The 25,360-nt window shown below is 44.0% G+C and carries 28 protein-coding genes; 11 read left to right on the top strand and 17 right to left on the bottom strand.

The features are described from left to right. Positions 1 to 158: 158 nt before the first annotated feature. Together AC4JOV_RS07875 and AC4JOV_RS07880 are read right to left on the bottom strand one after the other, a co-directional pair. A complete protein-coding gene (locus tag AC4JOV_RS07875; protein WP_229938128.1) occupies positions 159 to 3,620 on the bottom strand; it encodes an acyl-[ACP]--phospholipid O-acyltransferase in 3,462 nt (1,153 codons plus the stop codon). A 40-nt stretch (positions 3,621 to 3,660) separates the two neighbouring features. Next, positions 3,661 to 4,314, bottom strand: a complete 654-nt coding sequence (locus AC4JOV_RS07880; RefSeq protein WP_229938127.1) for a MerR family transcriptional regulator — start codon at positions 4,312 to 4,314, stop codon at positions 3,661 to 3,663. Positions 4,315 to 4,512: 198 nt separating this feature from the next. Here AC4JOV_RS07880 and AC4JOV_RS07885 point away from each other — a divergent pair, with 198 nt between their 5' ends. Then, positions 4,513 to 5,076 (top strand): GNAT family N-acetyltransferase, encoded by a 564-nt coding sequence (locus AC4JOV_RS07885; RefSeq protein ID WP_229938126.1) that lies wholly within the window; start codon positions 4,513 to 4,515, stop codon positions 5,074 to 5,076. A gap of 39 nt (positions 5,077 to 5,115) precedes the next feature. On the opposite strand, the gene AC4JOV_RS07890 is transcribed toward AC4JOV_RS07885, so the two are convergent. After that, positions 5,116 to 5,970, bottom strand: coding sequence for a DUF808 domain-containing protein (locus AC4JOV_RS07890; protein ID WP_229938125.1), 855 nt, complete (start codon positions 5,968 to 5,970; stop codon positions 5,116 to 5,118). A gap of 106 nt (positions 5,971 to 6,076) precedes the next feature. On the opposite strand from AC4JOV_RS07890, the gene aspS reads away from it, so the two are divergent. The 3 genes from aspS to AC4JOV_RS07905 all read left to right on the top strand — a co-directional run bounded on the left by aspS (position 6,077) and on the right by AC4JOV_RS07905 (position 9,719). Beyond that, on the top strand, positions 6,077 to 7,828 hold the full coding sequence (gene aspS / locus AC4JOV_RS07895; protein WP_229938124.1) for an aspartate--tRNA ligase: 1,752 nt from the start codon (positions 6,077 to 6,079) through the stop codon (positions 7,826 to 7,828). A gap of 158 nt (positions 7,829 to 7,986) precedes the next feature. Next, positions 7,987 to 8,577 carry an adenylate kinase gene (locus AC4JOV_RS07900; RefSeq protein WP_229938123.1) on the top strand — a complete coding sequence of 197 codons (591 nt, stop codon included), beginning with the start codon at positions 7,987 to 7,989 and terminating at the stop codon, positions 8,575 to 8,577. A 110-nt stretch (positions 8,578 to 8,687) separates the two neighbouring features. After that, positions 8,688 to 9,719 (top strand): AI-2E family transporter, encoded by a 1,032-nt coding sequence (locus AC4JOV_RS07905; protein ID WP_229938122.1) that lies wholly within the window; start codon positions 8,688 to 8,690, stop codon positions 9,717 to 9,719. 197 nt (positions 9,720 to 9,916) lie between these two features. Here AC4JOV_RS07905 and AC4JOV_RS07910 read toward each other — a convergent pair whose 3' ends face one another. From AC4JOV_RS07910 to AC4JOV_RS07935, 6 genes are all read right to left on the bottom strand, one after another. After that, entirely contained in the window at positions 9,917 to 10,624 is a 708-nt protein-coding gene (locus tag AC4JOV_RS07910) for a pirin family protein (RefSeq protein ID WP_229938121.1), read from the bottom strand. A gap of 14 nt (positions 10,625 to 10,638) precedes the next feature. Next, positions 10,639 to 11,139 (bottom strand): NADPH-dependent FMN reductase, encoded by a 501-nt coding sequence (locus AC4JOV_RS07915; RefSeq protein ID WP_229938120.1) that lies wholly within the window; start codon positions 11,137 to 11,139, stop codon positions 10,639 to 10,641. Between the two features lie 26 nt (positions 11,140 to 11,165). Next, positions 11,166 to 11,378: a CDGSH iron-sulfur domain-containing protein gene (locus AC4JOV_RS07920; RefSeq protein ID WP_229938119.1), complete on the bottom strand. Its 213-nt coding sequence runs from the start codon at positions 11,376 to 11,378 to the stop codon at positions 11,166 to 11,168. A gap of 27 nt (positions 11,379 to 11,405) precedes the next feature. Next, positions 11,406 to 11,972 (bottom strand): YceI family protein, encoded by a 567-nt coding sequence (locus AC4JOV_RS07925; protein ID WP_229938118.1) that lies wholly within the window; start codon positions 11,970 to 11,972, stop codon positions 11,406 to 11,408. A 44-nt stretch (positions 11,973 to 12,016) separates the two neighbouring features. Next, complete coding sequence (locus tag AC4JOV_RS07930) at positions 12,017 to 12,469, bottom strand: MarR family winged helix-turn-helix transcriptional regulator (RefSeq protein WP_229938117.1); 453 nt, start codon at positions 12,467 to 12,469, stop codon at positions 12,017 to 12,019. 517 nt (positions 12,470 to 12,986) lie between these two features. Continuing rightward, entirely contained in the window at positions 12,987 to 13,313 is a 327-nt protein-coding gene (locus AC4JOV_RS07935) for a putative quinol monooxygenase (protein ID WP_229938116.1), read from the bottom strand. 193 nt (positions 13,314 to 13,506) lie between these two features. Between AC4JOV_RS07935 and AC4JOV_RS07940 the strand changes: the two genes are divergently transcribed. Then, on the top strand, positions 13,507 to 14,802 hold the full coding sequence (locus AC4JOV_RS07940) for an OmpP1/FadL family transporter (protein WP_229938115.1): 1,296 nt from the start codon (positions 13,507 to 13,509) through the stop codon (positions 14,800 to 14,802). A 53-nt stretch (positions 14,803 to 14,855) separates the two neighbouring features. On the opposite strand, the gene upp is transcribed toward AC4JOV_RS07940, so the two are convergent. Together upp and AC4JOV_RS07950 are read right to left on the bottom strand one after the other, a co-directional pair. Next, a complete protein-coding gene (upp, locus tag AC4JOV_RS07945; protein WP_229938114.1) occupies positions 14,856 to 15,479 on the bottom strand; it encodes a uracil phosphoribosyltransferase in 624 nt (207 codons plus the stop codon). A gap of 23 nt (positions 15,480 to 15,502) precedes the next feature. Next, complete coding sequence (locus AC4JOV_RS07950) at positions 15,503 to 16,726, bottom strand: APC family permease (RefSeq protein ID WP_229938113.1); 1,224 nt, start codon at positions 16,724 to 16,726, stop codon at positions 15,503 to 15,505. Positions 16,727 to 17,271: 545 nt separating this feature from the next. On the opposite strand from AC4JOV_RS07950, the gene AC4JOV_RS07955 reads away from it, so the two are divergent. The 4 genes from AC4JOV_RS07955 (at position 17,272) to AC4JOV_RS07970 (ending at position 18,887) form a co-directional block, all read left to right on the top strand. Further along, positions 17,272 to 17,520 (top strand): hypothetical protein, encoded by a 249-nt coding sequence (locus AC4JOV_RS07955; protein WP_229938112.1) that lies wholly within the window; start codon positions 17,272 to 17,274, stop codon positions 17,518 to 17,520. Positions 17,521 to 17,542: 22 nt separating this feature from the next. Further along, positions 17,543 to 17,932, top strand: a complete 390-nt coding sequence (locus AC4JOV_RS07960) for a hypothetical protein (RefSeq protein ID WP_229938111.1) — start codon at positions 17,543 to 17,545, stop codon at positions 17,930 to 17,932. A 223-nt stretch (positions 17,933 to 18,155) separates the two neighbouring features. After that, positions 18,156 to 18,614 carry an ankyrin repeat domain-containing protein gene (locus tag AC4JOV_RS07965; protein WP_229938110.1) on the top strand — a complete coding sequence of 153 codons (459 nt, stop codon included), beginning with the start codon at positions 18,156 to 18,158 and terminating at the stop codon, positions 18,612 to 18,614. A 9-nt stretch (positions 18,615 to 18,623) separates the two neighbouring features. Next, the gene (locus AC4JOV_RS07970) at positions 18,624 to 18,887 is read left to right on the top strand and encodes a hypothetical protein (protein WP_229938109.1); all 264 of its coding nucleotides are present in this window, start codon (positions 18,624 to 18,626) and stop codon (positions 18,885 to 18,887) included. Positions 18,888 to 18,891: 4 nt separating this feature from the next. Here the strand turns inward: AC4JOV_RS07970 and AC4JOV_RS07975 are convergent, their stop codons facing one another. Next, positions 18,892 to 19,662: an exodeoxyribonuclease III gene (locus tag AC4JOV_RS07975; protein WP_229938108.1), complete on the bottom strand. Its 771-nt coding sequence runs from the start codon at positions 19,660 to 19,662 to the stop codon at positions 18,892 to 18,894. A 72-nt stretch (positions 19,663 to 19,734) separates the two neighbouring features. Between AC4JOV_RS07975 and AC4JOV_RS07980 the strand changes: the two genes are divergently transcribed. Together AC4JOV_RS07980 and AC4JOV_RS07985 are read left to right on the top strand one after the other, a co-directional pair. Continuing rightward, the gene (locus AC4JOV_RS07980; protein WP_229938107.1) at positions 19,735 to 20,325 is read left to right on the top strand and encodes a class I SAM-dependent methyltransferase; all 591 of its coding nucleotides are present in this window, start codon (positions 19,735 to 19,737) and stop codon (positions 20,323 to 20,325) included. A 101-nt stretch (positions 20,326 to 20,426) separates the two neighbouring features. Continuing rightward, positions 20,427 to 20,918, top strand: a complete 492-nt coding sequence (locus AC4JOV_RS07985) for an REP-associated tyrosine transposase (protein ID WP_229938106.1) — start codon at positions 20,427 to 20,429, stop codon at positions 20,916 to 20,918. A gap of 10 nt (positions 20,919 to 20,928) precedes the next feature. Here the strand turns inward: AC4JOV_RS07985 and AC4JOV_RS07990 are convergent, their stop codons facing one another. The 5 genes from AC4JOV_RS07990 to AC4JOV_RS08010 form a co-directional block, all read right to left on the bottom strand. Continuing rightward, positions 20,929 to 21,843, bottom strand: coding sequence for a L,D-transpeptidase family protein (locus tag AC4JOV_RS07990; protein ID WP_229938105.1), 915 nt, complete (start codon positions 21,841 to 21,843; stop codon positions 20,929 to 20,931). 121 nt (positions 21,844 to 21,964) lie between these two features. Further along, positions 21,965 to 22,984: an aldo/keto reductase gene (locus AC4JOV_RS07995; RefSeq protein WP_229938104.1), complete on the bottom strand. Its 1,020-nt coding sequence runs from the start codon at positions 22,982 to 22,984 to the stop codon at positions 21,965 to 21,967. Positions 22,985 to 23,012: 28 nt separating this feature from the next. Next, entirely contained in the window at positions 23,013 to 23,720 is a 708-nt protein-coding gene (locus AC4JOV_RS08000) for a DUF445 domain-containing protein (protein WP_229938103.1), read from the bottom strand. Positions 23,721 to 23,724: 4 nt separating this feature from the next. Further along, positions 23,725 to 24,351: an HAD family hydrolase gene (locus tag AC4JOV_RS08005; RefSeq protein WP_229938102.1), complete on the bottom strand. Its 627-nt coding sequence runs from the start codon at positions 24,349 to 24,351 to the stop codon at positions 23,725 to 23,727. Continuing rightward, a complete protein-coding gene (locus AC4JOV_RS08010) occupies positions 24,336 to 25,262 on the bottom strand; it encodes a PDC sensor domain-containing protein (RefSeq protein WP_229938101.1) in 927 nt (308 codons plus the stop codon). Before AC4JOV_RS08010 ends, AC4JOV_RS08005 begins: the two co-directional genes overlap by 16 nt. Positions 25,263 to 25,360: the final 98 nt, after the last annotated feature.

Here is a 25,360-nt window from a genome sequence, read left to right on the forward strand (position 1 = left end):
ACTGATTTAAACAAAGAAGTTTCAGTTCACTTCTTTCAAGGGTTGTAACTAAGCATCATATGTGCAGCGATCACATTGACCTCTACTTGTCCACTTGTTTACAAGCAGGCGCAGTAGATTTTGAAATGCCGGTTTAAGATCGTAAATAGTCATGATTGTTATTCCCCTTTTTGACCCATTAGTTCTGTCACGCGTCTCTTTGCACCTTTGAAGTCCGCCTTTCCCGTACCGAGTTTCGGCAACTCCTCTACTTTGAAATACGCACTCGGTACAAACAGCGGGTTCATCTCAAGCCCTTTGATCTGCGCTTTCAGCTCCTCCAGTTCCATCTCTCCTTCAAGCAGAAGCACCAGTTTCTCACCCTTCTTTTCATCCGGGACTGCTGCGATAGCGATCTGGTCGTTCTCTCCCAGTAAACCGTTTATCTCTCTTTCAACGAGTCCAAGGCTCACCATCTCACCACCGATCTTGGCAAAACGGCTGTATCTGTCTACGATAGTGAGGAAGCCATCTCCATCCAGGCGTCCCTTGTCCCCCGTGACATACCATCTGATACCGTCAATCTCTTTGATGACCGATGCACTCTTCTCAGGCTGACCGATATACCCTTTCATGATCTGCGTACCGCCGATCAGTATCATCCCCTCTTCTCCTGTAGGAAGTGCTTCAAAACTCTCAGGGTCTACGATCTTGAAGCTGCTTCCCGGAAGCGGCAGACCTACGGTACCAGCCTTGTTGCCCGTCTGTACCTTCCAACTGTCCTGCATCAGGACATCAGGGATATTGACCGATGCGACCGGTGTGGTCTCTGTCGCGCCGTACCCCTCGTAGATATCGTGACCGAACTTCTGTTTGAAAGCATCGCGTATCTCATTGGGCAGCTTTTCAGCCCCTGCTACTGCCATACGAAGATGGGAGAACATCAGCGGACTGAGCTTCTTGTTGCGGGTGTAAAGTCTAAAGAAGGTTGCCGTAGCAAAGAGCATCGTCGCTTCATACTTGGCAGCCATCTTACCGATACCGAACCCATCCGTCGGATCAGGATGTGCTGCGACAGGGATACCTTCGATCAGCGGCAGCAGTGTCGTTACCGTCAGCCCGAACGAGTGGAAGATAGGCAGGGTACCCAGCATCACATCATCATCATTCGGGTTAAGTAGTGTGGTGATCTGTTTGATGTTACCCATCATATTTTTATGCGTAAGCTCGATCCCTTTCGGTGTGCCTTCACTACCGCTGGAGAAAAGGATCGCAGCGGTATCCTCTGCTTTTGCCTTTTTGATAAAGAGGAGACGAAGCAAACTTGCCGGAAGGAATTTTGCTGTAAGCAGGGTCAAAAGCCCTCTTGCTTTGCTCATCTGCCCTTTGATATCTTCCAGATAGATCACCTCAACGCTTGAAAGCAGCTCTGTCAGATCAAACCCTTTGGCTTTGAGTTTGGCCACAAACTGTCTGGATGCCACAACATGGGTGATATCGGCGATCATCAGTGCATGTTTGAGGCTCTCTTCTCCGCTTGAGTAGTTGAGATTGACTACCGTTTTTCCAAGGCTTAGCAGCGCCATATTGCCCATAGAACCACCCACTGCAGTAGGGAGAAGCAGACCGACATTTTGCGTATCTCTCAGCATCGGTTTGAGTGCACCTGCGATCATCAATGTACCTGTGATGAATTTGTGCCCGCTTACCTCAATACCTGTCGAGTCGGCCATAGAGAGCCTGTTTCCCACCTCTTTTGCAGAGTTGATCCACGCCTCCTGCAGTGACGGTAGACTCTGTGCATAGCGCTTCCAGCTCACTACAGAGAGATCAAAAACCGATTTTTTCACCTCTCCGGCACTACTGTGTATATCCATCATCCCACCGAAGGTCACGGAGATATCTTTGCATCTCTTACGCTTCATCTTTTTTGAGGCATACGAGAAGTTATCTTCCCACAATCCCCTGAGGTAGAACGGTACGATCACCGCATCGCTCACCTCTCTGGCTGCGACCTCAAATCCCCGCTGAAACGTACTGATATGTCCATTGCGGGAGAGATGCCCTTCGGGGAAAAGCGCTACGGTATCACCCTTATTCAATGCTTCGGTGACGGAGGCAAGCGCACTTTTACTCCCTCTGCTCGAGATAGGGATCACCTCAAAAAAGTCTAAGAACGGCTTAAAATACCACTTCTCATAATAACTTCTCTCCATGACAAATCGAATCTGCTTCGGGTAGGCGATCTGTAAAACGGCCCAGTCAAGAAAAGAGATATGATTCCCTAAAAGCAGTACCCCTTTGTCATGCTTGATATTCTCAAGTCCCTCTACATCGATATCATACTTGAAACTTACAATGAAACGGACGATGTAACGCACCAGTGACTGGGGAAGCTTAAGAAACGTATACCCCATCCCCAGAAGTGCGACTGCGGCGATGAGATAAAACAGTACTTTGCTTGAAAGTTCCAAGTACCCAAAGAGTGCCGTAAGCACCAAAAAAGTGAACATAAAGATATTTTGAACAAAGTTGTTCCCCGCAAGCACTTTTCCAAGCTTTTCATCCGGCGCGGCAAACTGTATCAGGGCATTGAGCGGTACGATAAAAAGTCCTGCAAAAAAACCGAAACCGAAAAGCAGCAGTGCAAGTCCCTCTACGGTATGCATGGTGGGTATCATATAGAGTACAGCTGTCATCCCCAGCGCACCGACCGGGATGATACCTGTCTCGATATAGTGTTTACTGACACGCGCTGCAAAAAGGGAACCGGCAATGATCCCGAAACCGGAAAGGGAGAGCAGCCCCTGGGCCACCACTGTATTGGTCACTCCGATGTCACTCTTGAGATACTCTCCAAAGATCGCCACCACCACCTGGGAGATACCCCAGAAGATACCCAGCCCCAAAATACTGAGCCAGATCGCTTCTGAAGATTTGAGGGTATGGATATTCTCTCTGAGATAATGAAGATTTGTATATTTTTTGGGTTCAAAATGTGCCGCTTCATCGACAGAGACTGCAGGAAATGTTTTGAGAAGTCTACGGGCAAACAGATACTCTATCATACTTGCAGCGATCAACAGGTAACCGACAGGAGCGATGTAGGTCAATATCTCTGAAGCATCCATAGAACGATCCTGCAGCAATGACTCAAAAAAGAGTGAGTAGATTACCGCTCCCAGCAGTATAGAGATGATCGTAACGGTTTGTACCAAGGCATTGGCACTTGCCAGGTTACTGTTACCCACCATCTCTTTGATCAATCCGTATTTTGCAGGAGAGTAGATCGCACTCTGTGCCGCAAGCACAAAAGTCAATAGAAACGATAACCAGAATGCACCACTGTAATAGGAGATCAAAATCAGTGATGTGATCGCCACAGCTGCCAATGAAGCATACTCGACCACTTTTGTCTTGGGGTATTTGTCGCTGATAAATCCCGCCGGCGAAAAAAGAAAAATAAACGGCAAGAGTATCAACGCATTGACAATCGCCGTCAATATAATCAGCTCAGGCCCCTCATAAGATTTGAAGATCGTATTTTGTAGAATGATTTTATGTCCAAGGTCAGTCATCGCATTAAGAAATACGATCAAGATATACGAACTGAACCCTGTGATTTTGAATAGTGTTTTCATTTGATTTTCCCCTTTTTATAACGTAATTACCGACATCAGGTTAATGAAGCCCTTCTTGATGTGCTTTGATCGTATGTGTGTTAAAAATATACGGTTTAAGTGTAAGCACCAGATCAAACAGAAGTTCATAGCGTGCATTGTGAGACTCGGTCTCACTCGAAAGCAGCTTTTTGCCTATCTCATTTTCCTGCTTTGCAAGATACCTGGCATTTTCTACGTACCTGTTGAGCAGAGTGAAGTCCAGCCCCAACTTCTCTGCCCGCTTCAGTATCCCGACGATCTCAACCTCTTTGTTCCCATAGCCGGATTCGCTCTCGAAAAGATACCCTTTCTGCAAATATGCGTGAAGTGTTTTTTTATCAATACCTGTACGTTCCAAGAAGACCTCTTCAGTATATACCTCTTCCGATTTTCCTCCGGATATCAAAGAGAGAGAATCGATGATCATCTCAAAACTTCCGTCAAAATCAAAACGGTTATTCTCTAAAACCGTCTTAATCTCTGCAATCGAGTAAGAGAAGTTATGCTGCAGATACTTGATAAACTTTATGATCTGTACACAACTTTTATCGTAAAGATGTACATTGGGTTTGGGTTTGGAAGGCTCAGGAAGCAACCCCTCTTTAATATAATAGAGTATGGTTGATTTGCTCTCACCGGTCTGTGACATCAACTCTTTCATCTTGAGTGCCATAAGAACTCCTTTTCTGTAGAACTTGTGACAGTATAGAGTAATATTACTTAAAGTGTAAAGTGTCACTCTACACTTTAATAAAAAAGTGAACCCGTTCTTATTTGATGCATAGGATAAACTATCGCATCAACTTACAAGTACGGGTCCCACTATACGCTATAATCATAGTAACGAAGCATGATAGATAAAGAGAGATAGATGCAAAATATCAAAGCGTTTTCACAGGACATAGTGCTTAGAAATGGTGAGGATGTAGTGATACGTGCGATCAGACCCGATGACAAACGACGTCTTCTTGATGGATTTCACCGTTTAACGGGCAAATCCATCTATTTTCGTTTTTTATGCGGTAAACGCAACCTCACAAAAGATGAACTGAAATATTTTACAGAAGTGGACTTTGAGCATCATGTAGCTCTGGTCGTGACCAAAGAGGAGAAGCGTCAGGAAGAGATCATCGGGGTCGGCAGGTATGTTCAAGATGAAGAGGAGCGCCCGGAGCGGGTTGCGGAGATAGCCTTTGCGGTAGATGATGCCTATCATGACGTAGGGATAGGCACCCTGCTCTTTGAATACCTTGTGACCATTGCCCGGGATAAAGGAATTTCAAGATTGACTGCGGATGTATTGTTGGAAAATAAACATATGATGAAGCTCTTCAACCACAGCGGCTTCAAACTCAATTCATCCATAGAAGAAGGGGTGGTACACATCGAATTTGATATCAAAGATCACCCATTTAACAGATACTATATAAAGTAATTTCACCTACGATCTGGCAAGTCAGACCGATAGAGTACGCTAACTACCTTTAAGTATATGTACTACTTTCATGACCGCCAAAGCCACGGCACCCACGATCAACCCAACCAGCAATTCACCAAAAATAAAAGGTATGAAATGAACCATCTCATGGATGCTATGAGCGTTGTGTACAAAGATACCTCCGGCTACAAGCAACATCGCCAGTGTACCGATAACGGTAAGCGCTTTGATCACCTTCGGCAGAGCAAGGACGAAAAACTCCCCTACTTTACTCTCTCCCCCGCCTAATGCGATAAGTTTGTACCCGAAATCATCCATACGTACCAATAACGCAACCAGACCATAGACTCCCACAGTAGCCACGAAAGCGACAAATGTCACGGCAGCTATCTGGACAGTGAGCGGTTCAGTCGCTACAGCACTGAGTGCAATGATCACGATCTCGATCGAGAGGATAAAGTCGGTCATAATGGCAGACTTTATCTTCTTTTTCTCCTGGGCCAATATCTCTTCATTGGTAAGCTTCTCAAGGCTCTCCAGTTTTTCGTGTTCCCCATGCGGGACAAAGTACTCATAGATCTTCTCTGCTCCCTCATACGCCAGATAGACCCCTCCTACCATCAAGATCGGGATGATGAGCCAAGGAGCAAAAGCACTGAGCAAAAAGGCAAAAGGCAAAATGATCGCTTTATTGATCAAAGAGCCCTTGGTGATCGCCCAGAGTACGGGAAGTTCGCGTGAAGAGGCAAAACCCGAAGCCTTCTCCGCATTGACTGCCAGGTCATCCCCGAGTATCCCTGCCGTTTTTTTCGTGGCTACCTGTGTCATCGTTGAGACATCATCCATCAGTGTAGCGATATCATCCAAAAGTGCAAAAATTCCTGCTGCCATATCTATCATCCTTAAATATTATGGCCGATATTCTACCATTTTCAAACTCTTAAACAACAATTGGATATAATCGCGTCACTATTCAACATACAGGACAGGAAGCGACGTGAGAACACATTATTGTGCCCAAGTAAATGAAACAAACATTGGTGAAGAGGTTACTGTAGCTGGTTGGGTTTCCAGCCGCAGAGACCATGGTGGATTGATCTTTATCGACCTAAGAGACAAGGATGAAGTAGTACAGTTGGTATGTGACCCTGCAGACAATGCAGATGCACATAAACTGGCTGAAGAGGTAAGAGATCAGTTCGTACTGATCGCTACAGGTAAGGTAAGAGCCAGAGGTGAAGGTCTTGAGAACCCGAAGCTCAAAACAGGTAAAGTAGAGATCGTAGTTGACAAGCTCGTGATCGAGAACCGTTCCAAGCCTATGCCGTTTGATCTTGGCGACGAAAAAGTAAACGAAGAGATCAAACTCAAGCACAGATACCTTGAACTCCGTACGCAAAAGTCTTACGATATCTTCAAACTGAGATCAAAAGCGACGATCGCTGCGCGTAACGCGCTTGATGAACTTGGGTTCCTAGAAGTTGAAACACCAATTATCACAAAATCTACACCGGAAGGTGCGAGAGACTACCTTGTACCAAGCCGTGTACACCATGGTGAGTTCTATGCACTACCGCAGTCTCCGCAGCTTTTCAAACAGCTGTTGATGGTCGGTGGATTTGACAGATACTTCCAGATCGCTAAATGTTTCAGAGATGAAGACCTTAGAGCAGACAGACAGCCGGAGTTTACTCAGATAGACGTCGAGATGAGCTTCTGTGACCAGGAAGAGGTGATTGCAACCGCTGAGAAACTTCTACATGATGTATTTACCGCATGCGGATTTGATATCCCTGCTACATTCAAACGTATGCCGCACTTTGAAGCGATGGAAAAATACGGTTCAGACAAACCGGATATGCGTTATGATCTTGCAATGGTAGACGTGATCGATATCTTTGAAAGATGTGACAACGAGATCTTCTCTAAAATCGCAAGTTCACCGAAAAAGAACCGTATCAAGGCACTACGTGTTCCAAAAGGTGATGAGATCTTCTCTAAGCGTCAGATGAAAGGATTTGAGGACTACGTACGTAAATTCGGTGCGCAGGGTCTCGGATACTTCCAGATGAAAGAGGATGGGCTTAAAGGACCGCTTACGAAGTTCTTCACAGATGAAGATATCCAGTTGATCATCGACAGATGCGAACTTGAAGTGGGTGACGCGGTATTCTTCGGTGCAGGTGAGAAGAAACTTGTATGGGACTATATGGGTAGATTCCGTATCTTCCTTGCTGAGACAATGGATATCATCCCTAAAGACAAGTTCGAGTTCCTATGGGTTGTAGACTTCCCTATGTTCGAAGTGGAAGATGGTCAGGTGAAAGCACTTCACCACCCGTTCACACAGCCAAAATCACTTGACTATGATGATATCGAAGAGATCGAATCTATCGCATATGACATCGTACTTAACGGTACGGAGCTTGGTGGTGGTTCTATCCGTATCCACAAAGAAGATATCCAATCAGAGATCTTCAAACTTCTTGGTATCTCAGAAGAAGAAGCACAAGACAAGTTCGGATTCCTGCTTGATGCACTTAAATTCGGTGCGCCGCCGCACGGTGGATTTGCGATCGGTCTTGACAGATTGATCATGTTGATGACAGGGGCCAGCTCTATCCGTGATGTTATCGCATTCCCGAAAACACAAAAGGCGCAGTGTCTTCTAACACAAGCACCAAGTGTAGTAGACCAGGAGCAGCTTAAAGAGCTCAACCTTAGAATCAGACAGCTGCCTACTGCTTAACACATTGCTTTGTCACTGGGACTGCTTTAGCGGCAGGCTCCCTGAAAGAAGTGCCCTTGGGGTGCTCAAGTGACCCGTCACTTCAATCGCATATATGCGATAACGTAGCTGTTTGAACTTTGCGCAAATGGCATACTACATTAAAGAAAGGAACTATAATGAAAAAACTATTTTTGATCATCGGAGCACCGGGTTCAGGTAAGACTACAGATGCGAGTATCATCGCAGGAAAACATGAAGATATCGTACACTACTCTACAGGTGATATGCTTCGTGAAGAGGTAGCAAGCGGTTCTGAGCTTGGACAGACGATTGAGAGCTACATCTCAAAAGGTGCACTCGTACCACTTGATATCATCGTAAACACCATCGTATCAGCGATCAACAATGCTCCGGTTGACACGATCCTTATCGACGGTTACCCAAGAAGTACTGAGCAAATGACTGCATTTGACGAGATCGTCTCAAAAGAAGAGAACATCGAGCTTACTTCAGTGATCGAAGTAAGAGTAAGCGAAGCGTGTGCAAGAGGTCGTATCCTTGGACGTGCAGCTGAAGCAGCACCTGGTGAGCAAAGAAGCGATGACAGTGAAGAGGTATTTAACGATCGTATGAAGATCTATACTGATCCATTGGCAGAGATCCAGGCATTCTACACTGAGAAAAATCTTCTTAAAGTGATCGATGGAGAGAGAACACTTGATCCTATCGTTGCTGATATGGAAGCTTTCATTTTGGAAAATAAATAATTTTCTTCAAAAGGGTCGATTTCCGACCCTTTCTTTTCCTCTCCCCCTCAACCTCACTTTTAACTACTAACAAGCTATAATCTATCAATAGTGTCTATAAGGAATACCCTATGAAAGAGAACTCATTCAAGGTCGGATATACTGTACTTGTGATGGCAGCCGTAGTGATTATCCTGGCAGGTATCAAGATGGCAGCCGTGATCGTCGTACCTTTTTTGCTGGCATTCTTTCTTGCAGTGATCCTCTCCCCTTTCTATCTCTGGCTGAAGTCCAAAAGAGTCAATGAAGTCTTTGCTCTGGTGATGATAGTTTCACTGCTGATAGCGATCATTACGATACTCTTCCTGCTGGTAGGGAATTCCGTAGAGGACTTTACCAACAATGTCCCTGCCTATGAAGCAAAACTGCGTGCGGACCTGATAGCCCTCCTTGAAAAACTTCAGAGCTGGGGCGTAGGAATCCCCAAAGAGGATATCCTCAACCTTGTTAATATGCAGAGTGTCATGCAGTATATCGCTACGACCCTGAAAAGCCTTGGTTCACTGGTTACCCAGTCATTTATGATCATACTTACCGTAGTCTTCATGCTGATGGAGATCTCTCAGTTTAGCCGTAAACTGACACAGACCAACTCCAATTCGCTTGAAAAGTTTATCGATATCAGTGACAGTATCAAACACTATCTGCTGCTCAAGTTCTTTACCTCAGCTGCCACAGGTATGGTGATCACGATAGGACTCAAGATCTTTGATGTCCACTATGCCGTACTCTGGGGACTTGTCGCCTTTATGCTCAACTTCATACCAACGATCGGTTCCATCATCGCTGCGGTACCGGCGGTACTGATGGCCATCGTCCAGTATGACATCTCTACCTCTCTGGGGGTTGCCCTGCTCTACATCATCGTCAATGTATCGATCGGTTCTATCCTTGAGCCGCGTATCATGGGAAAAGGCTTGGGGCTCTCCACCCTGATCGTCTTTCTCTCACTCATCTTCTGGGGCTGGCTGCTGGGTCCGATCGGAATGCTGCTCTCCGTACCGCTTACGATCATGATCAAGATCGCACTCGATACCCAGGAAAATACCAGATGGATCGCCATTATGCTTGGCTCCGGAGAGGGACAAGCCAAGCGAGCGTAGAATGCTTCACAATTGTTTAACGGTTTGCCTACCTACCGACAAACCAGTGTATAAAAGCCTGCTTCTACTCTCTCTGATAAAGCAGTCTGTCATTCCGGACTTGATCCGGCATCCATAAGCATTTGGCTGTGCGGCTTTATTTTCGAATACTCCGCTTGTCATTGTCTAAAAATACGTACCTATATCGCTATACGACTTTACTCTTCTTTAGGCATTTCGATAAATAGGAAATGGCTATTAGTGATAGCTTCTATTTGCAATGTACTTTCATCTACGATCTCCATTGCATCACCATCATCCAACACTCTTCCGTTTACTCTTGAAACTCCTTCAATCTGTACAAAATAGATTTGTCGATCTTTGTCTATGGTAAAGTCTATACCTTTCGCAGCATCAAGCTCAGATACATAAAAGTTGACATCCTGATAAATTTTGATTTTAGCATCACCCTCTTGTGATGATACAATATTTAAAAGCGTATTCTTACGCTCCTCTGCCTGAAACCTATAAGACCCATAAAGTCTATCCAGACCTTCTCCGGGAGGCAGGATCCATATCTGTAAAAGTCTGAGATCTTGACTCTTGTGCCAATTATGTTCACTATGAAAGATGCCATCCCCTGCACTGAGGTATTGGACTTCTCCTCTTTTCAGCGTTTCAATGTTCCCCATTGAATCCTTATGGCTTATCTCGCCGGCTACCACATACGAAATGATCTCCATATCTCTATGTCGATGCATCTCAAAGCCGCTCATTGGATGGATAATATCATCATTCACAACTCTCAACACGCCAAAATTCATATGGTTTGGGTTGTAATACTCTGCGAAACTAAAGTGGAATCGACTCTCAAGCCATCCCAAGTGGGAACGTCCCATATTCTCTTTAGGCAATTTTTTTACCATCTTGTATCCTTTGATTACTCTGCCTGGAGAATAAATTGTTTCAATATTTTTTGACTGCTTTCTAGCTGTAGTGGCTTTTGAAAATTCGTAATGATCTCTCTTGGCATAACAATAGCCCCCAGTCTGGTAAACTGTGTTCTCATCGCATTCATTAGATCATGGCCACCACTACCGGAATGTGTGGCAAGCTGTATTTTTTTCATCTGAAACACTTCTCTGAAATCTTCACCACACCTGGAGACCCAGGCAACGAAGTTTGATAAAACCGGTGGTAAAGAGTAATTATACTCAGGAGCGACAAAAATATATCCGTCAGCCTTTTTCATACGTTCAACCAGTTCACCTATCTTCACAGGGATACCGTCACGGTCTTCTTTTCTACTGTCATACATCGGTAGTTCAAGATCAACCAGATTAATGATTGCACTCTCTGTATTGTTCTCTTTCATTTGGTTTTTAATACTGGTGGCTAATTTCATGTTTGCATTTAAACTTGATACAAATATCAGATACATTCCGTACTCCTTGGATTTACCGGTAATCATTTTGTGTGTGAACCATCACAAAACGGAGCATTATCGGTTTTCTTGCATCGACATAGATGATACTCTTTTTCTTCATCAACAGTAAACTTTAAAGGCGTAAAGTCTGTTGTTTTGTGACTTCCGTCACAAAATATCTTATCTTTGCTTCTGGCACACGTACAGTAGTAATAATCTCTATTGGGTTGTAATTGTATTGTTGCCGGTTTCATTATCTATCTCCCTGATGATATAACTCGTTATTTAGCCAAAATTCCTTCTAGTTCAATAGTGATCTTCACAGTCTCACCTACTGCAACACCGCCTGCTTCAAGTATCTCATTGTATTTTATACCATAGTCGATTCTGTTGATTTTTCCGCTAAGTGCTACTCCAACCCTTGTATTGCCCCAGGGGTCTTTCACCATACCGTTATTTTCAAACTCGAGTGCCACATCTTTGGATACACCTCTCATGGTGAGTTTACCGTAAGCCGTATCCCCTTCAACTTTTTCCAGTACAAATGTCATTTTGGGATATTCTGCTGCCGCAAAAAAGTCTGATGTTCTCAAATGTTCATCTCTTTTCGCATTCTCTGTATTGATAGACTTCACCTCCACCGTTCCATTCAAACTCTTGAATGTTTTTGTTTTTTCATCATATTCAAATGTTCCGCTAAATGTATCAAATTTTCCATTTACATTTGAGATCATCATATGTTTGACTTTAAATCCGATATGGGAGTGGTCCGGATCAACATTATAGGTTCCTGCAAACAGTGTCCCTCCTGCCAAAATCGATATAAGTCCCAGTTTGATCAATTTCATCTTGTTTCCTTTTAATACTAATTAGTAATATTTACACAGAAAAACTACAACGACTTGTGTAATTTTCTCAGAAGTGTAAATAGTGTGTCGGTCTCCTCTTCGCTTAGAACTTCAAAGTAGCTTTCGAAGTTTTTTGCATGTGTTGGAAACAACCTGGCTATCACTTCTTTACCCTTATCCGTTATAGATAAAATAGAGGCCCTTTTATCTTTTGGATCCGGGAAAGAACTTATATAGCCGTCTCTCTTTAAGTTTCTGACAACAACCGTTACGTTTCCGGGTGTACTCATAATGAGTTTTGTAATCATCCCAATATTCATATCACCTCTATGGTAAAGCACCTCCAATACTTCAAATTGGTTCATCGTAATACCAAATGAAGTGATAAAAGCAGTTTCATTTGCCCTTATTTTATTATAGGCTCTCAATAGCTGTATCCATGTTTTCATAGACTTATCAGCACTTTTCCCATAGGTTGTTGTATTTTTTATCTTCATCGTAAATACCTCTTCGAAAATTATAGTACTAATTAGTAATAATGTCAAGTATTTATATTTCTACATAGGACCAAATACGATTGTAATCATTTTCGGCTCTCCAAATCTTATGGTTTCGAACCTACAAACTGCCTACGCGGGTCGCTTTGCGCCACTTTGCCTTCAGCGGTGCAGAAGTGCACATCGCTTTCGGTTCCGAAGTGAGAAACAACAAGCAGCTCTCACAGAGAGTGCAAGCACAAGGTTGTTTCCTTAACACTTCTCATGGTTCCGAGCTTACAAACAAGAAACTCTTCTTGTTTGATTAACAGCTCTCACAGTTTCGAACCTATAAACTGCCTACGTGGCTTCACTTCGCTCCGACCACTCTGGTTCCGAGTCTAAAAATGACAAACTCTTGTCATTTTTTTAACGACTCTCACTATTCACGATTTCTTAACGGTTTTGCCTACGCGGCTCACTTCGTTCGACACGCTTCGGTTCCGAACCTATAAACGTGAGGTTCACTCACGTTTATTTAACGGTTCTCATCACTATACGCTGTGACGTTGTAGGTGGCTACCAGGCCGTCTTCGGAGAGGCACTCTTTTTCAAAGAACGCTACGATCTCTTCTCTTTGGCAATGTTTTTCAAAAGCCTCTACACTGGCCCAGCTCTCATTAAATACAATCGGCATACTCTCACCCGGTGCATAGGGGTTGTCGATCTTTTTGGTCACACGGTAGGAGAGGCAACCCTCTTCTCTGAGTGTATCAGGCTCCAGAGCTTTCAGTGTTTCAAAAAGTTCATCAAATTTTCCCTCTTTGGGAGTAAACTGAGCGATGCAGTAGAGTGTTTTTGACATAGTGTTCCTTTTTGGAGGGATTATACATTTTAGACACTAAGAGCTCTGTTTGAGTATATAAAAGCCACAAAAAATTTTTTATACACATAGATATACCTATCATGATCAGAATAACATTACTTTGTCTATAGAATTAATACATATTAAAAGTTTATTTTTGTATATTTTTAAATCTTATATAAAAAGGACAAGAATGATAATAAGAGGGAAAAAATTGCGACATACCGGAATAGCACTATCATTGATCGCTGTGACTTCACTGCATGCGACCAACGGGGATACGATGATTTCTGTAGGAACAAAAGCAAGGGGTATGGGAGGGGCAGGTATCGCTGTCAGCCATTGCGCCGAATCAACACTGCATAATCCGGCACTCATTACTTGTACACAGGGAACTTCCATTTCATTTGGAGGAATTGTCTTTATGCCAGATATCAATGCCCAAATGGGTACAGCTTCAGAACACGAAAGTGATGCGGATATGAATGTCATTCCCTCCGTTTCCATCTCCCATAAACTCAATGATCACTGGTATCTCGGTATCGGTATGTGGGGCACTGCCGGCATGGGTGTTGACTACCGGAATGCGCCACGCACGATGACTGATTCGGGCAATATGCATATGGTCACCAACCTGCAGCTGATGCAGTTCGGTATCTCTGCTGCCTATAAAGCGGATGGCTTCAGTTTTGCCGTTACCCCTATCCTTCAGTACGGATCGCTTGATATCAACTATGACGGGTTTGATGGCAGCAGTGTAGGAGACGGAGTGGCACAGGACCTGAACTTCGGGGTGAATTTCGGTGCCTCTTATGACTTCTCAAACGGTTTGACACTGGGAGCCGTCTACAAATCAAAGATCGATATGGACTACGGTAACCAACTCTCCAATGCGACACAGCCGTTTGTAGATCTTGGTATTTTCCCCGAAGCGATGGGGGATCACCTGGAACAACCTGCCGAGATCGGCTTCGGAATAGGGTATACGATGGAGAACCATACCTTTGCGGTTGACTATAAAAAGGTCCAATGGTCCGACGCCAAAGGATATAAGGACTTTGCTTGGACGGACCAAAATGTCATGGCATACGGGTACCAGTACAGCAGGGACAACTGGGCACTGAGACTCGGATACAACTATGCCTCGCACCCGATCGAAGAGATGCCGAGTGCGCCGTCATCGACAGTGACAAAACCAAACTTTCCGTATGCAGGAGGGAATGCGATCAACCTCTTCAATCTTCTGGGATTCCCTGCTACGGCAAAAACGCACTTTACGCTAGGTGGGACCTATGAGTTTACCGAGACCTTTGCAGTTGATCTTGCCTATGTACATGCACCGAAAACCACAACAACGATGAATACGATCATAGGTTATAGTAATAATGAGACACCTGAAAACCCCGATGACGATCAACTCTATATCGGAGAGTCAAGTGTCAACCATACCGAAGACTCTCTCTCTTTCCAGCTTACCTATACATTCTAAGCTGCTCTCCCCTCCTTTTGGAGAGGGAAAGTTCTCATCTCTGCTCGCAGGTATTACTCCGGGGTATTGTAGGACCTGTCTCCTGCATCACCAAGTCCGGGATAGATAAACATATTGCTGTCAAGTTTTTCGTCGATCTGGGCGATATAGAGGTGGATATCGGGGTGTTTATGATCCACCACATCCAGTCCTTCAGGTGAACCTATCAGATTCAGCGAGATGATCTTCTCAGGCTCTTTGTTCTTGATCACACTGATCGCATCACACAAAGATCCGCCGGTTGCCACCATCGGATCAAGCAGGATCACGGTTTTCCCTCTGCACTCCGGTATACGGTCATAGTAGATCACGCTCTGGTGTGTCTTCTCATCTCTCCGCATCGCCAAAAAACCGGATGAGGCTTTGGGGAAGAGTGCAGTGACAGACTCGATCATCGGAAGTCCGGCACGCAGTATCGAGACGAAGAGAAGATTCTCCTCATCGATAAATTCAAATACCCTTTGACTGTTCCATGTTTCGATCTCTCTTTCTTTTAACGGCTCGGAACTGAGTGCTTCATACGCCATAAGCCGTGCGATCTCATGTACGATATGTCGAAAACGCAATGCATCTGTCTTCGTCTCTCTTAACTGATTAATCAGTGTTTTTATCACCGGATGTGTGAGTTCTGTGATCATAATACTCCTTTTTGTAAGTATAGCTAAATAAGCGATACGATCTGAAACCCGAGCAGTGTAAGATTAAGCACTATCCCCACAACCGGTACATAGAGTGGATAGGTACGTACACCTGAAGGGTGGGGATTTTTACGTTTGACAGATATCAAAGAGAGATTGACCAGGGTAAAGACGATAAAGATCACAAAGCTGCTAAACTGTGCCAGTGTCAAGAGTTCAAAAAAGGTCGCAAGAACAAAAACAATTACCCCGCTAAGTATCGTAGAGGCGATCGGAGTGCGTGTCTTCGGGTGGACACTGCCTAAAAACCCGGGCAGCCAGTTTTGCCTGCTCATCCCATAAAATATACGTGAAGCCATAATGATCTGTATCAATGCCCCGTTGACCACTGCCACCATCGCTATGATACTTAACACGTCTGCACTCTTTCCGGTTGCCGTCTCATAGACCTTTGCCAAAGGTGCAACAGAACTTGCCAATGTTTCCGGGGAAAGTACCAGGACAGAGACCAGTGCAATAGCCATATAAAAGAGTGTAGTGATCAAAAGTGTCATCATAATGGCACGCGGCAGCGTTTTGGTCGGCTCTTTCACCTCCTCGGCGATATTGACCATATCTTCAAATCCTACAAATGCAAAAAAGGCCAGAAATCCACCGAGAATGATCGCATTGATCACGGAGAATTCCAGTGGGGGTACCGCCATTTTCAAAGGGATATCCCAACTCTCTATATACCCTGCTCCGGCATAGATCACCATCCCCAGTCCTATCATCTCTACAAGTGTTAAGATAAAGGCAATGATCATCGACTGTGTGATGCCCCATACCGCAATCAAGCTAAGTGCCATCACAAGGATCACAACAGTCACGATCTCAGGCAGCGCAACAAAGGTACTCAGGTAACCGTGAAAACCATGAAGTATCGTCGCAGAGGAGAGTAGTCCTCCAAATGCGATCAAAAGCCCAACCGCCATAGAGAGTAAAGAGGAACCGAACCCTTCATAGATATAGACCGCCTCTCCTGCACTAAGAGGATATCGGGCCGAGAGCTCTGCGTAGCTCAACGCGGTAAACAGAACCACCACACACGCCAGCAAAAATGAAAAAGGCACATAGATCCCGGCGATCCCTGCCATCTTACCGATAAGTACGTAGATACCGGCACCGAAGATATTTCCAAGTCCATAGAAAATGAGCATAGGAAGGGTAACACTGCGTTTTAAGCTGGCAGGATCGGATGATGGCATAGGCAGGCTCTTTTTTTGTTTATTATAACTTAGAAATACACAAAGTAGATCAGGCTGGAATATATCCCAATTTGAGCTCTTTTTCGCTCCGACGATTTCGTGGGAGTGTATCCTGAACTGATATCCCAAATACAATTTGCGCAGCAGTAGGAAAAGTTTGTTATACTTAAAATAAAGAAAGAGGGGGAAATATCAATGTGCGATAGAGTGCTGGCTTTTATTAGTAACTCATATCCATTTCTAAAAAAGTTAGAAGTAGATGATCTTAAACTGATTCCTGTATGGACACTTATAATAGCAACCGTACTTTTCTTTTCGGTTAAACCTGAACCTTCCCAATTTCTAATAGTTTCAATCATAATTTTTACGCTTTTGATGCCTGTTATCTTTTCTATTACTTTAAGAAATGGTTATAAGTTTTATGATGATTTTTATCTAACAGATTTGATACGAAAACCTACAAAAAACACTATAAGAAGTAGAATTTGTATAGGCCACATATTATCCCTACTAACGATACTGACTATATATTTTTGGAATTTTGTATGAATAATAGAGAATTTATTTATACCTTATTGTTGGATGAGGGCATAGATGTTTGGAAGCCTGTTGAAGCTGAAAAACTTGATGGCAACAGATATAGAATCCTTGAAGATGACAAAAAAGCGTTTCATCACTATTTAGAAAAATGGGAATTTAAAATGAATGATATAGTTAAATGTGAATATAGAACTTTAACAGAGGGAAGAGACAAAAAGCATCATGTTTTAGTTGCGGTCGAAAAGTTAAATTAAAGTAATTGAGAAAGGTGGATATATGACTGAACTAAATGAAAAAATGATAAATATTCTCACAAAAATATCTCATCTAGATGATGAACTATATAAACTTTTATTTGTATCTAATAATATCAATGGTTTGTCATTTATTAAAATTGATAACACTTTGTATTATACAAATAAGAAAAATGATAATACACAAATAGTGGGTTGGTATATAGAAAATAAAGAAAATGATAAATACAAAGAAGTTATATTTTATGTAAATAATAATCCCGTTAGTATATATTTCTATATTGATAGAAATACAGATACATTACTAGAAGTAGAATTTTTAGATTGGACGGGGGAAGTTTGTAGTAATGAATGCATTGATATTGCATTAAATTCTGATATAAAAATAGAATGGGGGAACATAATTAAGTAATAGATTCCCAATACCTAAACGATAGGTGATATCACAGGTTTCGTCACAGTTGCATAAAAAATATTGGTAGTTGATATACTGGTCATCCTTGCATTAAACATATCTCCGTTCGATCTCCTCAAAAAGTTCCCACTGTGCAACTATCACCTATCAATAAACTTGATATTGAGATGATACAAAAACTGTTATAATAGTGCCAATAAAGAGACCCAAAAGGATTCCTATGACACTTTATGCCTTCGCATCACACTATCCGGTACTTCAAAAAAAAGAAGAGTTGCTCCTCAACGCCGGATTTGACGGAGAGATCGACCCTTTTAAAGTCGTTGCATACTTTATCAAAAACGGTGAGATAGAGATCATAAGAGAACTGATCGGGTCCGGCTATGATCTCAACAGTACTGAGAGCGGTGATTTCGGTTCATCCCTGTTGCACAATGCCATCCGATACGATCAGATGGAGATATTTCACTATCTGCTTGACCAGGGTGCCGATATCGACTTTGCAGATGCAGTAGGCTGGACGCCGCTGATGGAGGCGATCATCGATAGCAAACCGGCATACGGAAAGATACTGATCAATAAAGGGTGCAATCAGAATATCGCGAACAAAAGAGGCGTCACCGCAAAACAGATGGCACAGATGTTCGGACAGCAGGAGTTTTTGGTCTTTCTGGACTAAATTTTCACCATGAAACGGAACGAATTTCGTAAATCACTGCAGAAGATCAAAAAAAACCTGGATACAACAGCAGACAAGATCGTGCTCAATGAACTCTCAGAGCACAAAGAAGAGGATCAAGGCTTCTGCAGCTGCAAAGATGCAGAGGGACTGCCTAAAATGCTCTACCCTACACTCAAAGAGGCTGAAGAGGAACTGGCATACCTCAAAAAAAGCAATCTTCGTATCTACCCCTGTCCGAGTGAAAAAGGATGGCATCTGACCAAAGGTTGAAAGACTAGACGCTGAGTACCAGTTTCACAGGACAGTGGTCACTCCCCATCACCTCATCCATGATCTCAGCCTCCACAATACGCTCTTTGAGATCCTCAGAGACGAAGAAGTAGTCGATTCTCCAGCCGACATTTCTTCCTCTGGCCCCTGCTCTGTAGCTCCACCAGCTGTAACGCTCAGGCGTATCACCGTGAATATGACGGAAAGTATCGATATATCCGTGGGAGAGAAGCTTATCCATCCACGCTCTCTCCATAGGAAGGAAGCCGGAAGTTCCTTCATTCGCTTTAGGGCGTGCAAGGTCTATCTCACGGTGTGCGGTATTGACATCGCCGCATACGACGATCGATTTTCCCTGTTTCCTCAGATCATTGATATGCTCCAGGAAGCGGTCATAAAATCCCATCTTATAGCTCAGACGCTCATCACTGCTCTGCCCGTTTGGAAAGTAGACATTGAAAAATGCGATATCCCCGAAGTGGTACTCGTTGATACGCCCCTCATCCAGGATATCTACATGCCCGCAGTGATCAGGCGTCCCTTTGATGTCGGTATAGAGCGCTACCCCCGACTGCCCCTTCTTCGAAGAGGAGTTGATACTCTGAAATTTGAACTCACGGTCAAAGATCGACTCAGGTATTTGCTCGGCTTCTGCCTTGATCTCCTGCAGTCCCAAAAAATCTACATCATGCCCGTCGATCCATTTCAGTGCTTCTTTTTTATCCACGGCACGGATACCGTTGACATTCCAGGAGATAAAAGTAAGTTTATTCATAGGTCATCCTCGTTATATTCTACATCATTCATATTTGGATGGAATCATAACACATTAGACTAAAGGCTCAAAATGTCAATAGAAGATAAAGAAAAATGGGACAAAAAACATATAGAAGCCCCTATCCCTACCCAACCTATCGATCTGGTCACCAACTTTGCCAAACTGGCACCGGGAAAACAGGCACTTGATATCGCCTGCGGCATGGGAAGACATGCCAGATACCTTGCCTCCCAAGGATTTCAGGTAGATGCCCTGGATATCAGCTCTACAGCCATCGGATCACTGCAGGATACAGAGAATATCCATGCCAAAGAGGTAGATTTCGACAGCTACAGACTCGAAGAGAACAAATACGACCTGATCGTCTGCACCTACTTCCTTGACCGCAGACTCTTTCCCCAGATAGAAAAGGCACTCAAAGAGGGAGGGATCTTTATCTATGAGACCTTTATGTACCACCCCGATAACGACCGCTCCACCTCAAACCGTACCTTCCTCCTGGAAGAGGGAGAACTCGAAGCAACCTTTGATGAGAGATATGACATCATGCATATCAGAGAAGCGTGGACGACCGACTACACAGGTGCCAAAACGATGATAGGCCAGCTAGTAGCCAAGAAAAAAGCCGGAGGAATGACCATAGACGACTTCTGGTCATAAAATACTCTGTCAGGAAGGTGCGTGATTACGCACCCTACGCGTAAACTTTACAATTTGAGATATTTTTTTACATTATCCTATGAATCTTTTATAATGATTGTATGGCAAATTATAAACGAATATTTCTTGATGGTTATAGTTATTTTATTACAGTAGCAACACATCAAAAGAACCCTATATTGATAGAAAATATTACACTGCTTAGAGAAGCATTTAGATACAGTAAAGAAAAATATACCTATCAGATAGAAGCTATTGTGATTTTACCTGACCATTTTCATATGATCATTACACCACAAGATGTAAAAGAGTATCCTAAAATAATTTCAGCTATTAAACGTTATTTTACAAAATATTGTGAACCTAAATATTTTGTACATCTTGAACAATCATTAAGTAGACAACAAAGAGGTATGAAGCCTGTTTGGCAAAAAAGATTTTATGAACATACTATTAGAAATGATAAAGATATGTATGAAAAATTACAATATATTTACCATAACCCTGTCAAACATTGTTATGTAAAAGATGCAAGAGAATGGATATATTCATCATTAAATACGCGTAGGGTGCGTAATCACGCACCGAAATAGAGGATTAAGATTAGTTTACGATAGAAACCTGCGTCCCGGGACGTACACTCTTGAAAATTGTCTGGGATACTTTATACGGCAGGCGGATGCACCCGTTTGTCCCCGGATACCTCTTGATATATTTGCTTGCATGCAGCCCGATACCCGAACTTGTCAAACGCATCCAGTTCTTGAGTGAAGCCCCCTGATACCTGAGCCCTTTTTTACTCCCGCTGAACTTGCGTTTATCCCCTTTATAGACCATCTTTTTACCACGGTAGTACTCTCCGAAAATGGTTGAGCGCTTATCTGCGATCTTCTCTGTGATCTTGAATGTACCCTTGGGCGTACGTTTGTCTCTATAGATCTTCGTATTCGGTTCAAACTTGTTTTTTGCCCCCGTCGTACAGGGAGAGCAGAGTGCCACTTTACCGTCTACATAGAGTCTCACACGCTGTTCGGAGACATCGACTTTGAGCTTGGTATTGCGTCCGTTTGCCCGCTTGAGAAGTCTTTTATCCTCAAAAACTTCATAACTTTTTTTCAGATTGACATGCTTTCTAAAGTCGCTGTAACAGCTATAACACCGCTTCCCTTTATAATGTTGAGCCACTTTTATATCTTTTGGAAACGTTACTTTTTTATAAACACTGTCAAGCTTTTGCTTCGTTTGCTTTCCTACCCAGCCATCTGCTTTTGCAAGTCCGTACTTCTCCTGGAAAGAGATCAGTGCCTCCTTCGTGTGATCACCCCACTTACCGTCTACTTTGAGTTTGGCTCCAAGTTTTTTATCACTGTTCAATGCGATCTGGAGATTGCGGACGGCATTATAATTGTTCTCACACTGGTAATACTCATTACCGTCACACATATCGTTATGTTTGCTGAAATATCCTGCATGAAGTGCAGAGAGGCCTAGAAAAATTACAAAAAGCGTTCTTATCATTTTTTACCTTGTTCAAGAGTAGTGCCCATAGATAAAAAATTCTATCTATTTTGATATTAATCTTTTATAAAATATCAAAATATGATCTTTATGATAAGAGGATCAAATATATGATGTCCCCCTACCCCATAGGGTAAAGGATCTCATCGTGCACCTCGTCACAGGCTTTCAGGACATCATCACTGAGTGTCAACTCCATCGCAGCCAGCGAAGCATCCAGCTGTTCAGTCGTTGTTGCCCCGATGATCGTGGAAGCGACAAAACTGAACTGCTTGGACCAAGCCGTAGCCAAAGTAACGGGGTCTATCCCTGCCTCTTGGGCGATCTGAAGGTATTTTTCTGTCGATGCAAGTGTCTTCTCGTTCAAAAATCTTGTAGCCATCGCTCTCTGTCTGATATTCGGTGATTGCAGATAGTCAGTGAAGCGCCCTTTGGCATGCTTCTCCAAATTGTACTTTCCGCTCAATACCCCTCCCGCAAGCGGAGAATACGGCAACAGTGATATCTGCTCTTTCTCTGCGACAGAAGCCAACTCGTCCAGAAAGCGGCGGTTGAGCAGAGAGAAGTTGTTCTGTATCGATTCAAATCTGGCATACCCTTTATACTCAGAGGTCATCAATGCTTTGGTCGTACCGTAAGCGGTATCATTGGAGGTACCGATATAACGTACCTTACCGCTTTGAACCAATCTGTCAAATGCTTTCAGACTCTCTTCGATCGGCACAACCGTATCGGGCCAGTGCATCTGGTAGAGATCGATATAGTCCGTATCCAATCTCTTGAGACTTCCCTCCACGGCACGTTCGATATGAAAACTGTCGATCGCCGTCATCCCGTGTCTGATCGGTGGGACGAACCATCCGTTTGCCGCTCCGGCAACTTTACTGGCAAGGATCACGCTCTCTCTCGGCTTGGTTTTGAGCCATCTTCCTACGATCTCTTCGGTGATACCCGCTTTATCTGCGGTCGGAGGTACAGGGTAGAGTTCCGCCGTATCGTAGAAGTTGACACCGGCTTCATAGGCTTTATCCATAATGGCAAACGCCTCTTTTTCACTGCTGCACTGTGTTCCGAATGTCATGGTACCCATACAGATGGGACTTACCCTAAGACCGCTCTTCCCGATATAACGATACTCCATTGTTTCTCCTTTAACATTACCTAAAAGTTTAACTGATCACGAAGGATGAGAGCAGTCCTACAAGACCGCCAAATACCCCACCCCAGACAACAAGCCATCCGAGATGCGCTTTGATCAGCTCCTGTACCAGCGATTTTACCATAGTAGGTGTCAGCTCCTCAAGACGTTTGGTGATCAGCTCCTCCACCGCCTTTATCATATCATCACTCAGTGAGGAGTGCTGAAGGTGATGCTCCAGCTGTGCTTTGAAAGTATCGGAAGAGACGATCTTGCTTACTGCTGATTTAAGCTTCTCACTGAAAGGCTCACGCAGTCCCTCCAGTGCCGCCTCACCCCCGAACATCGATACCGCACCTCCGAACTTGGACTCCATCACCGTCTTGCTCAAGGCATCAAATGCCGGAGAGAAATCCGCACTTTGCACCAACGGGCTCAGGTCGATCTTCTTCTCCTCATCGGCAAAGAATGCTCCGAGCTGCTCTTTTGAAAAGAACTGCTTCATGATCATTGTTTTGATGGATAATTTGAAGCTCTCAAAATTTTTCTCTATGACCCCTGAGCCGTAGAGCAACGGTACTCTCTCAAACAGCATATGGATCGCAAGCTGATTGGTGATCGCTCCAGAAAGTGCAAAAAGCCCGGTAAAAAGCACTGCCGTATGGTACGCTTCAGGTACCAGATAGGATCCCAGGATCAATAAGAGGGAAAGAATATCGGTAAGTAAAGACTTTGACATAATACTACGCCCTATTTAAAATAATCTCTTGAAGTTCATCCACACTGCGTACTGCCTGCTTATGCTCTGTAAAGCCCCAGTCTACCATCACATAATCTATCCCTGCACGCTCGCTGGCCATCTTGTCACGCGGTCCGTCACCGATAAAAAGCGACTGCTCCGCTCGCATATCCAGCTCTTCAAGTATCTTATGGAGCATATCCGGATGCGGTTTGCCCTGCGGTACGTCATCATAACAGGCGATAGCATCGAAGTGTGCATCCACTCCGAGGTGTGTCAAGGACTCCAAGGTAGAGTTCCGGTAGGCATTGGTAGCCACAGCAAGAGATGCCCCCTTCTCTTTGAGCAGATCAAGCATCTCCTTGATCCCGTCATAGAGCACCAGCTCCTTCTCGTGGTTATTGGTATAGTACTCCGAGAACCACATCTCATGTTTGGCATCAAACGCCCTGGCATGGTAGAAGACCTTGGCAGGGTTGATCGTATGGTCATTAACACGTTTGAGGATATACTCCTGCTCCATCGGATGGAAGCCCAGTCTCTCTCTTACATAGTTGATCGCATTGGCGATGGTCAATGATGAGTTGACCAGTGTACCGTCCATATCGAATATAATCAGTTTTTCTTGCATGAATCCTCTTTGTTGCTACTCTCTCTGCTGAACTTCAGGTAAATAGAGAGAGCAATGATCAATGCCGTAACCCCCCCGATCAGGTAGACTGCAGGAAGCAGGTGGCTAGGGTCAGTGATCGCGAACTTGAATACCAGCATCAATGCCTCAATGGAGAGTGCGATGATAATAGAACCGAGGAAACGGACCATCGTCTGATGACTGTCCCCCCTGCTCTCTTTCTTCTCATGCCCCAGGACCTCCTCCTCGAAGATCGCCTTGACCAGGTCCACGATCGCCAGAGAGAGGGTCAGTAGGATAGTCGCTTTGAACATCTCATTGATATCGAGCTTTCTGATATCAAGACCAAAGCCCATAAAACTCGATACGCCTTTGAAGAAGAGAAGCATCGCGACAGCAAAAAGCGCGACAGAGAAAGCCGCATAGACCACTTTGCTGAGTGTTCCGAAGCTTGAATCCACTGAACTTGGATGGACCATACGCAGGATATCTCTCAGGCTGATATCCACACAGATGATATAAAGCAGCTTGCCTTGCTGATCATAGATCGGGAAGGTTGAAGTCACTACCAGCTGGTTGCTGACCAGTGACGGGTAGGGATCGGTAAGGATACAGCGGTGTTCGCTCATCGTACGGTAGTAGTAAGCCCTGTTGCTTCTATCTTCCCCTTTACCGAATCCATGAAGCGTCTCGTTAGTGGAGACATTGTCAACGACCTGTTCCCCTTTGCCGTCAAGCACATAGATCACTTCAGCCTGAGGCAGTGCCTTTTGAAGGGTATCGATATTACGCAGTACCTGATCGATACCCCCTTCGATATGTTTGGATATATTACGGCTGAGGATATAACACAGGTAGGCCCTTGCTTTGGTGCGTATCTGTGCATACTCCTGTATCTCTTTTACAACCATCTACTTCTTCCTTCTATGCTGATTTGCTTAGAAGCAAAGCTCCTAAGCACGCATTGTCCTCAGCGGACAGCTCTTGCGAACCTGGTTTCACTTTTATA

This window comes from Sulfurovum sp. MH2-6, from assembly GCF_058374785.1.

Bases quoted from the DNA above. Each gene is read 5' to 3' on its own strand.
- AC4JOV_RS07875 (WP_229938128.1), bottom strand. From the start codon at position 3,620: ATGAAAACACTATTCAAAATCACAGGGTTCAGTTCGTATATCTTGATC.
- AC4JOV_RS07880 (WP_229938127.1), bottom strand. From the start codon at position 4,314: ATGGCACTCAAGATGAAAGAGTTGATGTCACAGACCGGTGAGAGCAAA.
- AC4JOV_RS07885 (WP_229938126.1), top strand. From the start codon at position 4,513: ATGCAAAATATCAAAGCGTTTTCACAGGACATAGTGCTTAGAAATGGT.
- AC4JOV_RS07890 (WP_229938125.1), bottom strand. From the start codon at position 5,970: ATGGCAGCAGGAATTTTTGCACTTTTGGATGATATCGCTACACTGATG.
- AC4JOV_RS07900 (WP_229938123.1), top strand. From the start codon at position 7,987: ATGAAAAAACTATTTTTGATCATCGGAGCACCGGGTTCAGGTAAGACT.
- AC4JOV_RS07905 (WP_229938122.1), top strand. From the start codon at position 8,688: ATGAAAGAGAACTCATTCAAGGTCGGATATACTGTACTTGTGATGGCA.
- AC4JOV_RS07910 (WP_229938121.1), bottom strand. From the start codon at position 10,624: ATGGTAAAAAAATTGCCTAAAGAGAATATGGGACGTTCCCACTTGGGA.
- AC4JOV_RS07915 (WP_229938120.1), bottom strand. From the start codon at position 11,139: ATGTATCTGATATTTGTATCAAGTTTAAATGCAAACATGAAATTAGCC.
- AC4JOV_RS07920 (WP_229938119.1), bottom strand. From the start codon at position 11,378: ATGAAACCGGCAACAATACAATTACAACCCAATAGAGATTATTACTAC.
- AC4JOV_RS07925 (WP_229938118.1), bottom strand. From the start codon at position 11,972: ATGAAATTGATCAAACTGGGACTTATATCGATTTTGGCAGGAGGGACA.
- AC4JOV_RS07930 (WP_229938117.1), bottom strand. From the start codon at position 12,469: ATGAAGATAAAAAATACAACAACCTATGGGAAAAGTGCTGATAAGTCT.
- AC4JOV_RS07935 (WP_229938116.1), bottom strand. From the start codon at position 13,313: ATGTCAAAAACACTCTACTGCATCGCTCAGTTTACTCCCAAAGAGGGA.
- AC4JOV_RS07940 (WP_229938115.1), top strand. From the start codon at position 13,507: ATGATAATAAGAGGGAAAAAATTGCGACATACCGGAATAGCACTATCA.
- upp (WP_229938114.1), bottom strand. From the start codon at position 15,479: ATGATCACAGAACTCACACATCCGGTGATAAAAACACTGATTAATCAG.
- AC4JOV_RS07950 (WP_229938113.1), bottom strand. From the start codon at position 16,726: ATGCCATCATCCGATCCTGCCAGCTTAAAACGCAGTGTTACCCTTCCT.
- AC4JOV_RS07955 (WP_229938112.1), top strand. From the start codon at position 17,272: ATGAATAATAGAGAATTTATTTATACCTTATTGTTGGATGAGGGCATA.
- AC4JOV_RS07960 (WP_229938111.1), top strand. From the start codon at position 17,543: ATGACTGAACTAAATGAAAAAATGATAAATATTCTCACAAAAATATCT.
- AC4JOV_RS07965 (WP_229938110.1), top strand. From the start codon at position 18,156: ATGACACTTTATGCCTTCGCATCACACTATCCGGTACTTCAAAAAAAA.
- AC4JOV_RS07970 (WP_229938109.1), top strand. From the start codon at position 18,624: ATGAAACGGAACGAATTTCGTAAATCACTGCAGAAGATCAAAAAAAAC.
- AC4JOV_RS07975 (WP_229938108.1), bottom strand. From the start codon at position 19,662: ATGAATAAACTTACTTTTATCTCCTGGAATGTCAACGGTATCCGTGCC.
- AC4JOV_RS07980 (WP_229938107.1), top strand. From the start codon at position 19,735: ATGTCAATAGAAGATAAAGAAAAATGGGACAAAAAACATATAGAAGCC.
- AC4JOV_RS07985 (WP_229938106.1), top strand. From the start codon at position 20,427: ATGGCAAATTATAAACGAATATTTCTTGATGGTTATAGTTATTTTATT.
- AC4JOV_RS07990 (WP_229938105.1), bottom strand. From the start codon at position 21,843: ATGATAAGAACGCTTTTTGTAATTTTTCTAGGCCTCTCTGCACTTCAT.
- AC4JOV_RS07995 (WP_229938104.1), bottom strand. From the start codon at position 22,984: ATGGAGTATCGTTATATCGGGAAGAGCGGTCTTAGGGTAAGTCCCATC.
- AC4JOV_RS08000 (WP_229938103.1), bottom strand. From the start codon at position 23,720: ATGTCAAAGTCTTTACTTACCGATATTCTTTCCCTCTTATTGATCCTG.
- AC4JOV_RS08005 (WP_229938102.1), bottom strand. From the start codon at position 24,351: ATGCAAGAAAAACTGATTATATTCGATATGGACGGTACACTGGTCAAC.
- AC4JOV_RS08010 (WP_229938101.1), bottom strand. From the start codon at position 25,262: ATGGTTGTAAAAGAGATACAGGAGTATGCACAGATACGCACCAAAGCA.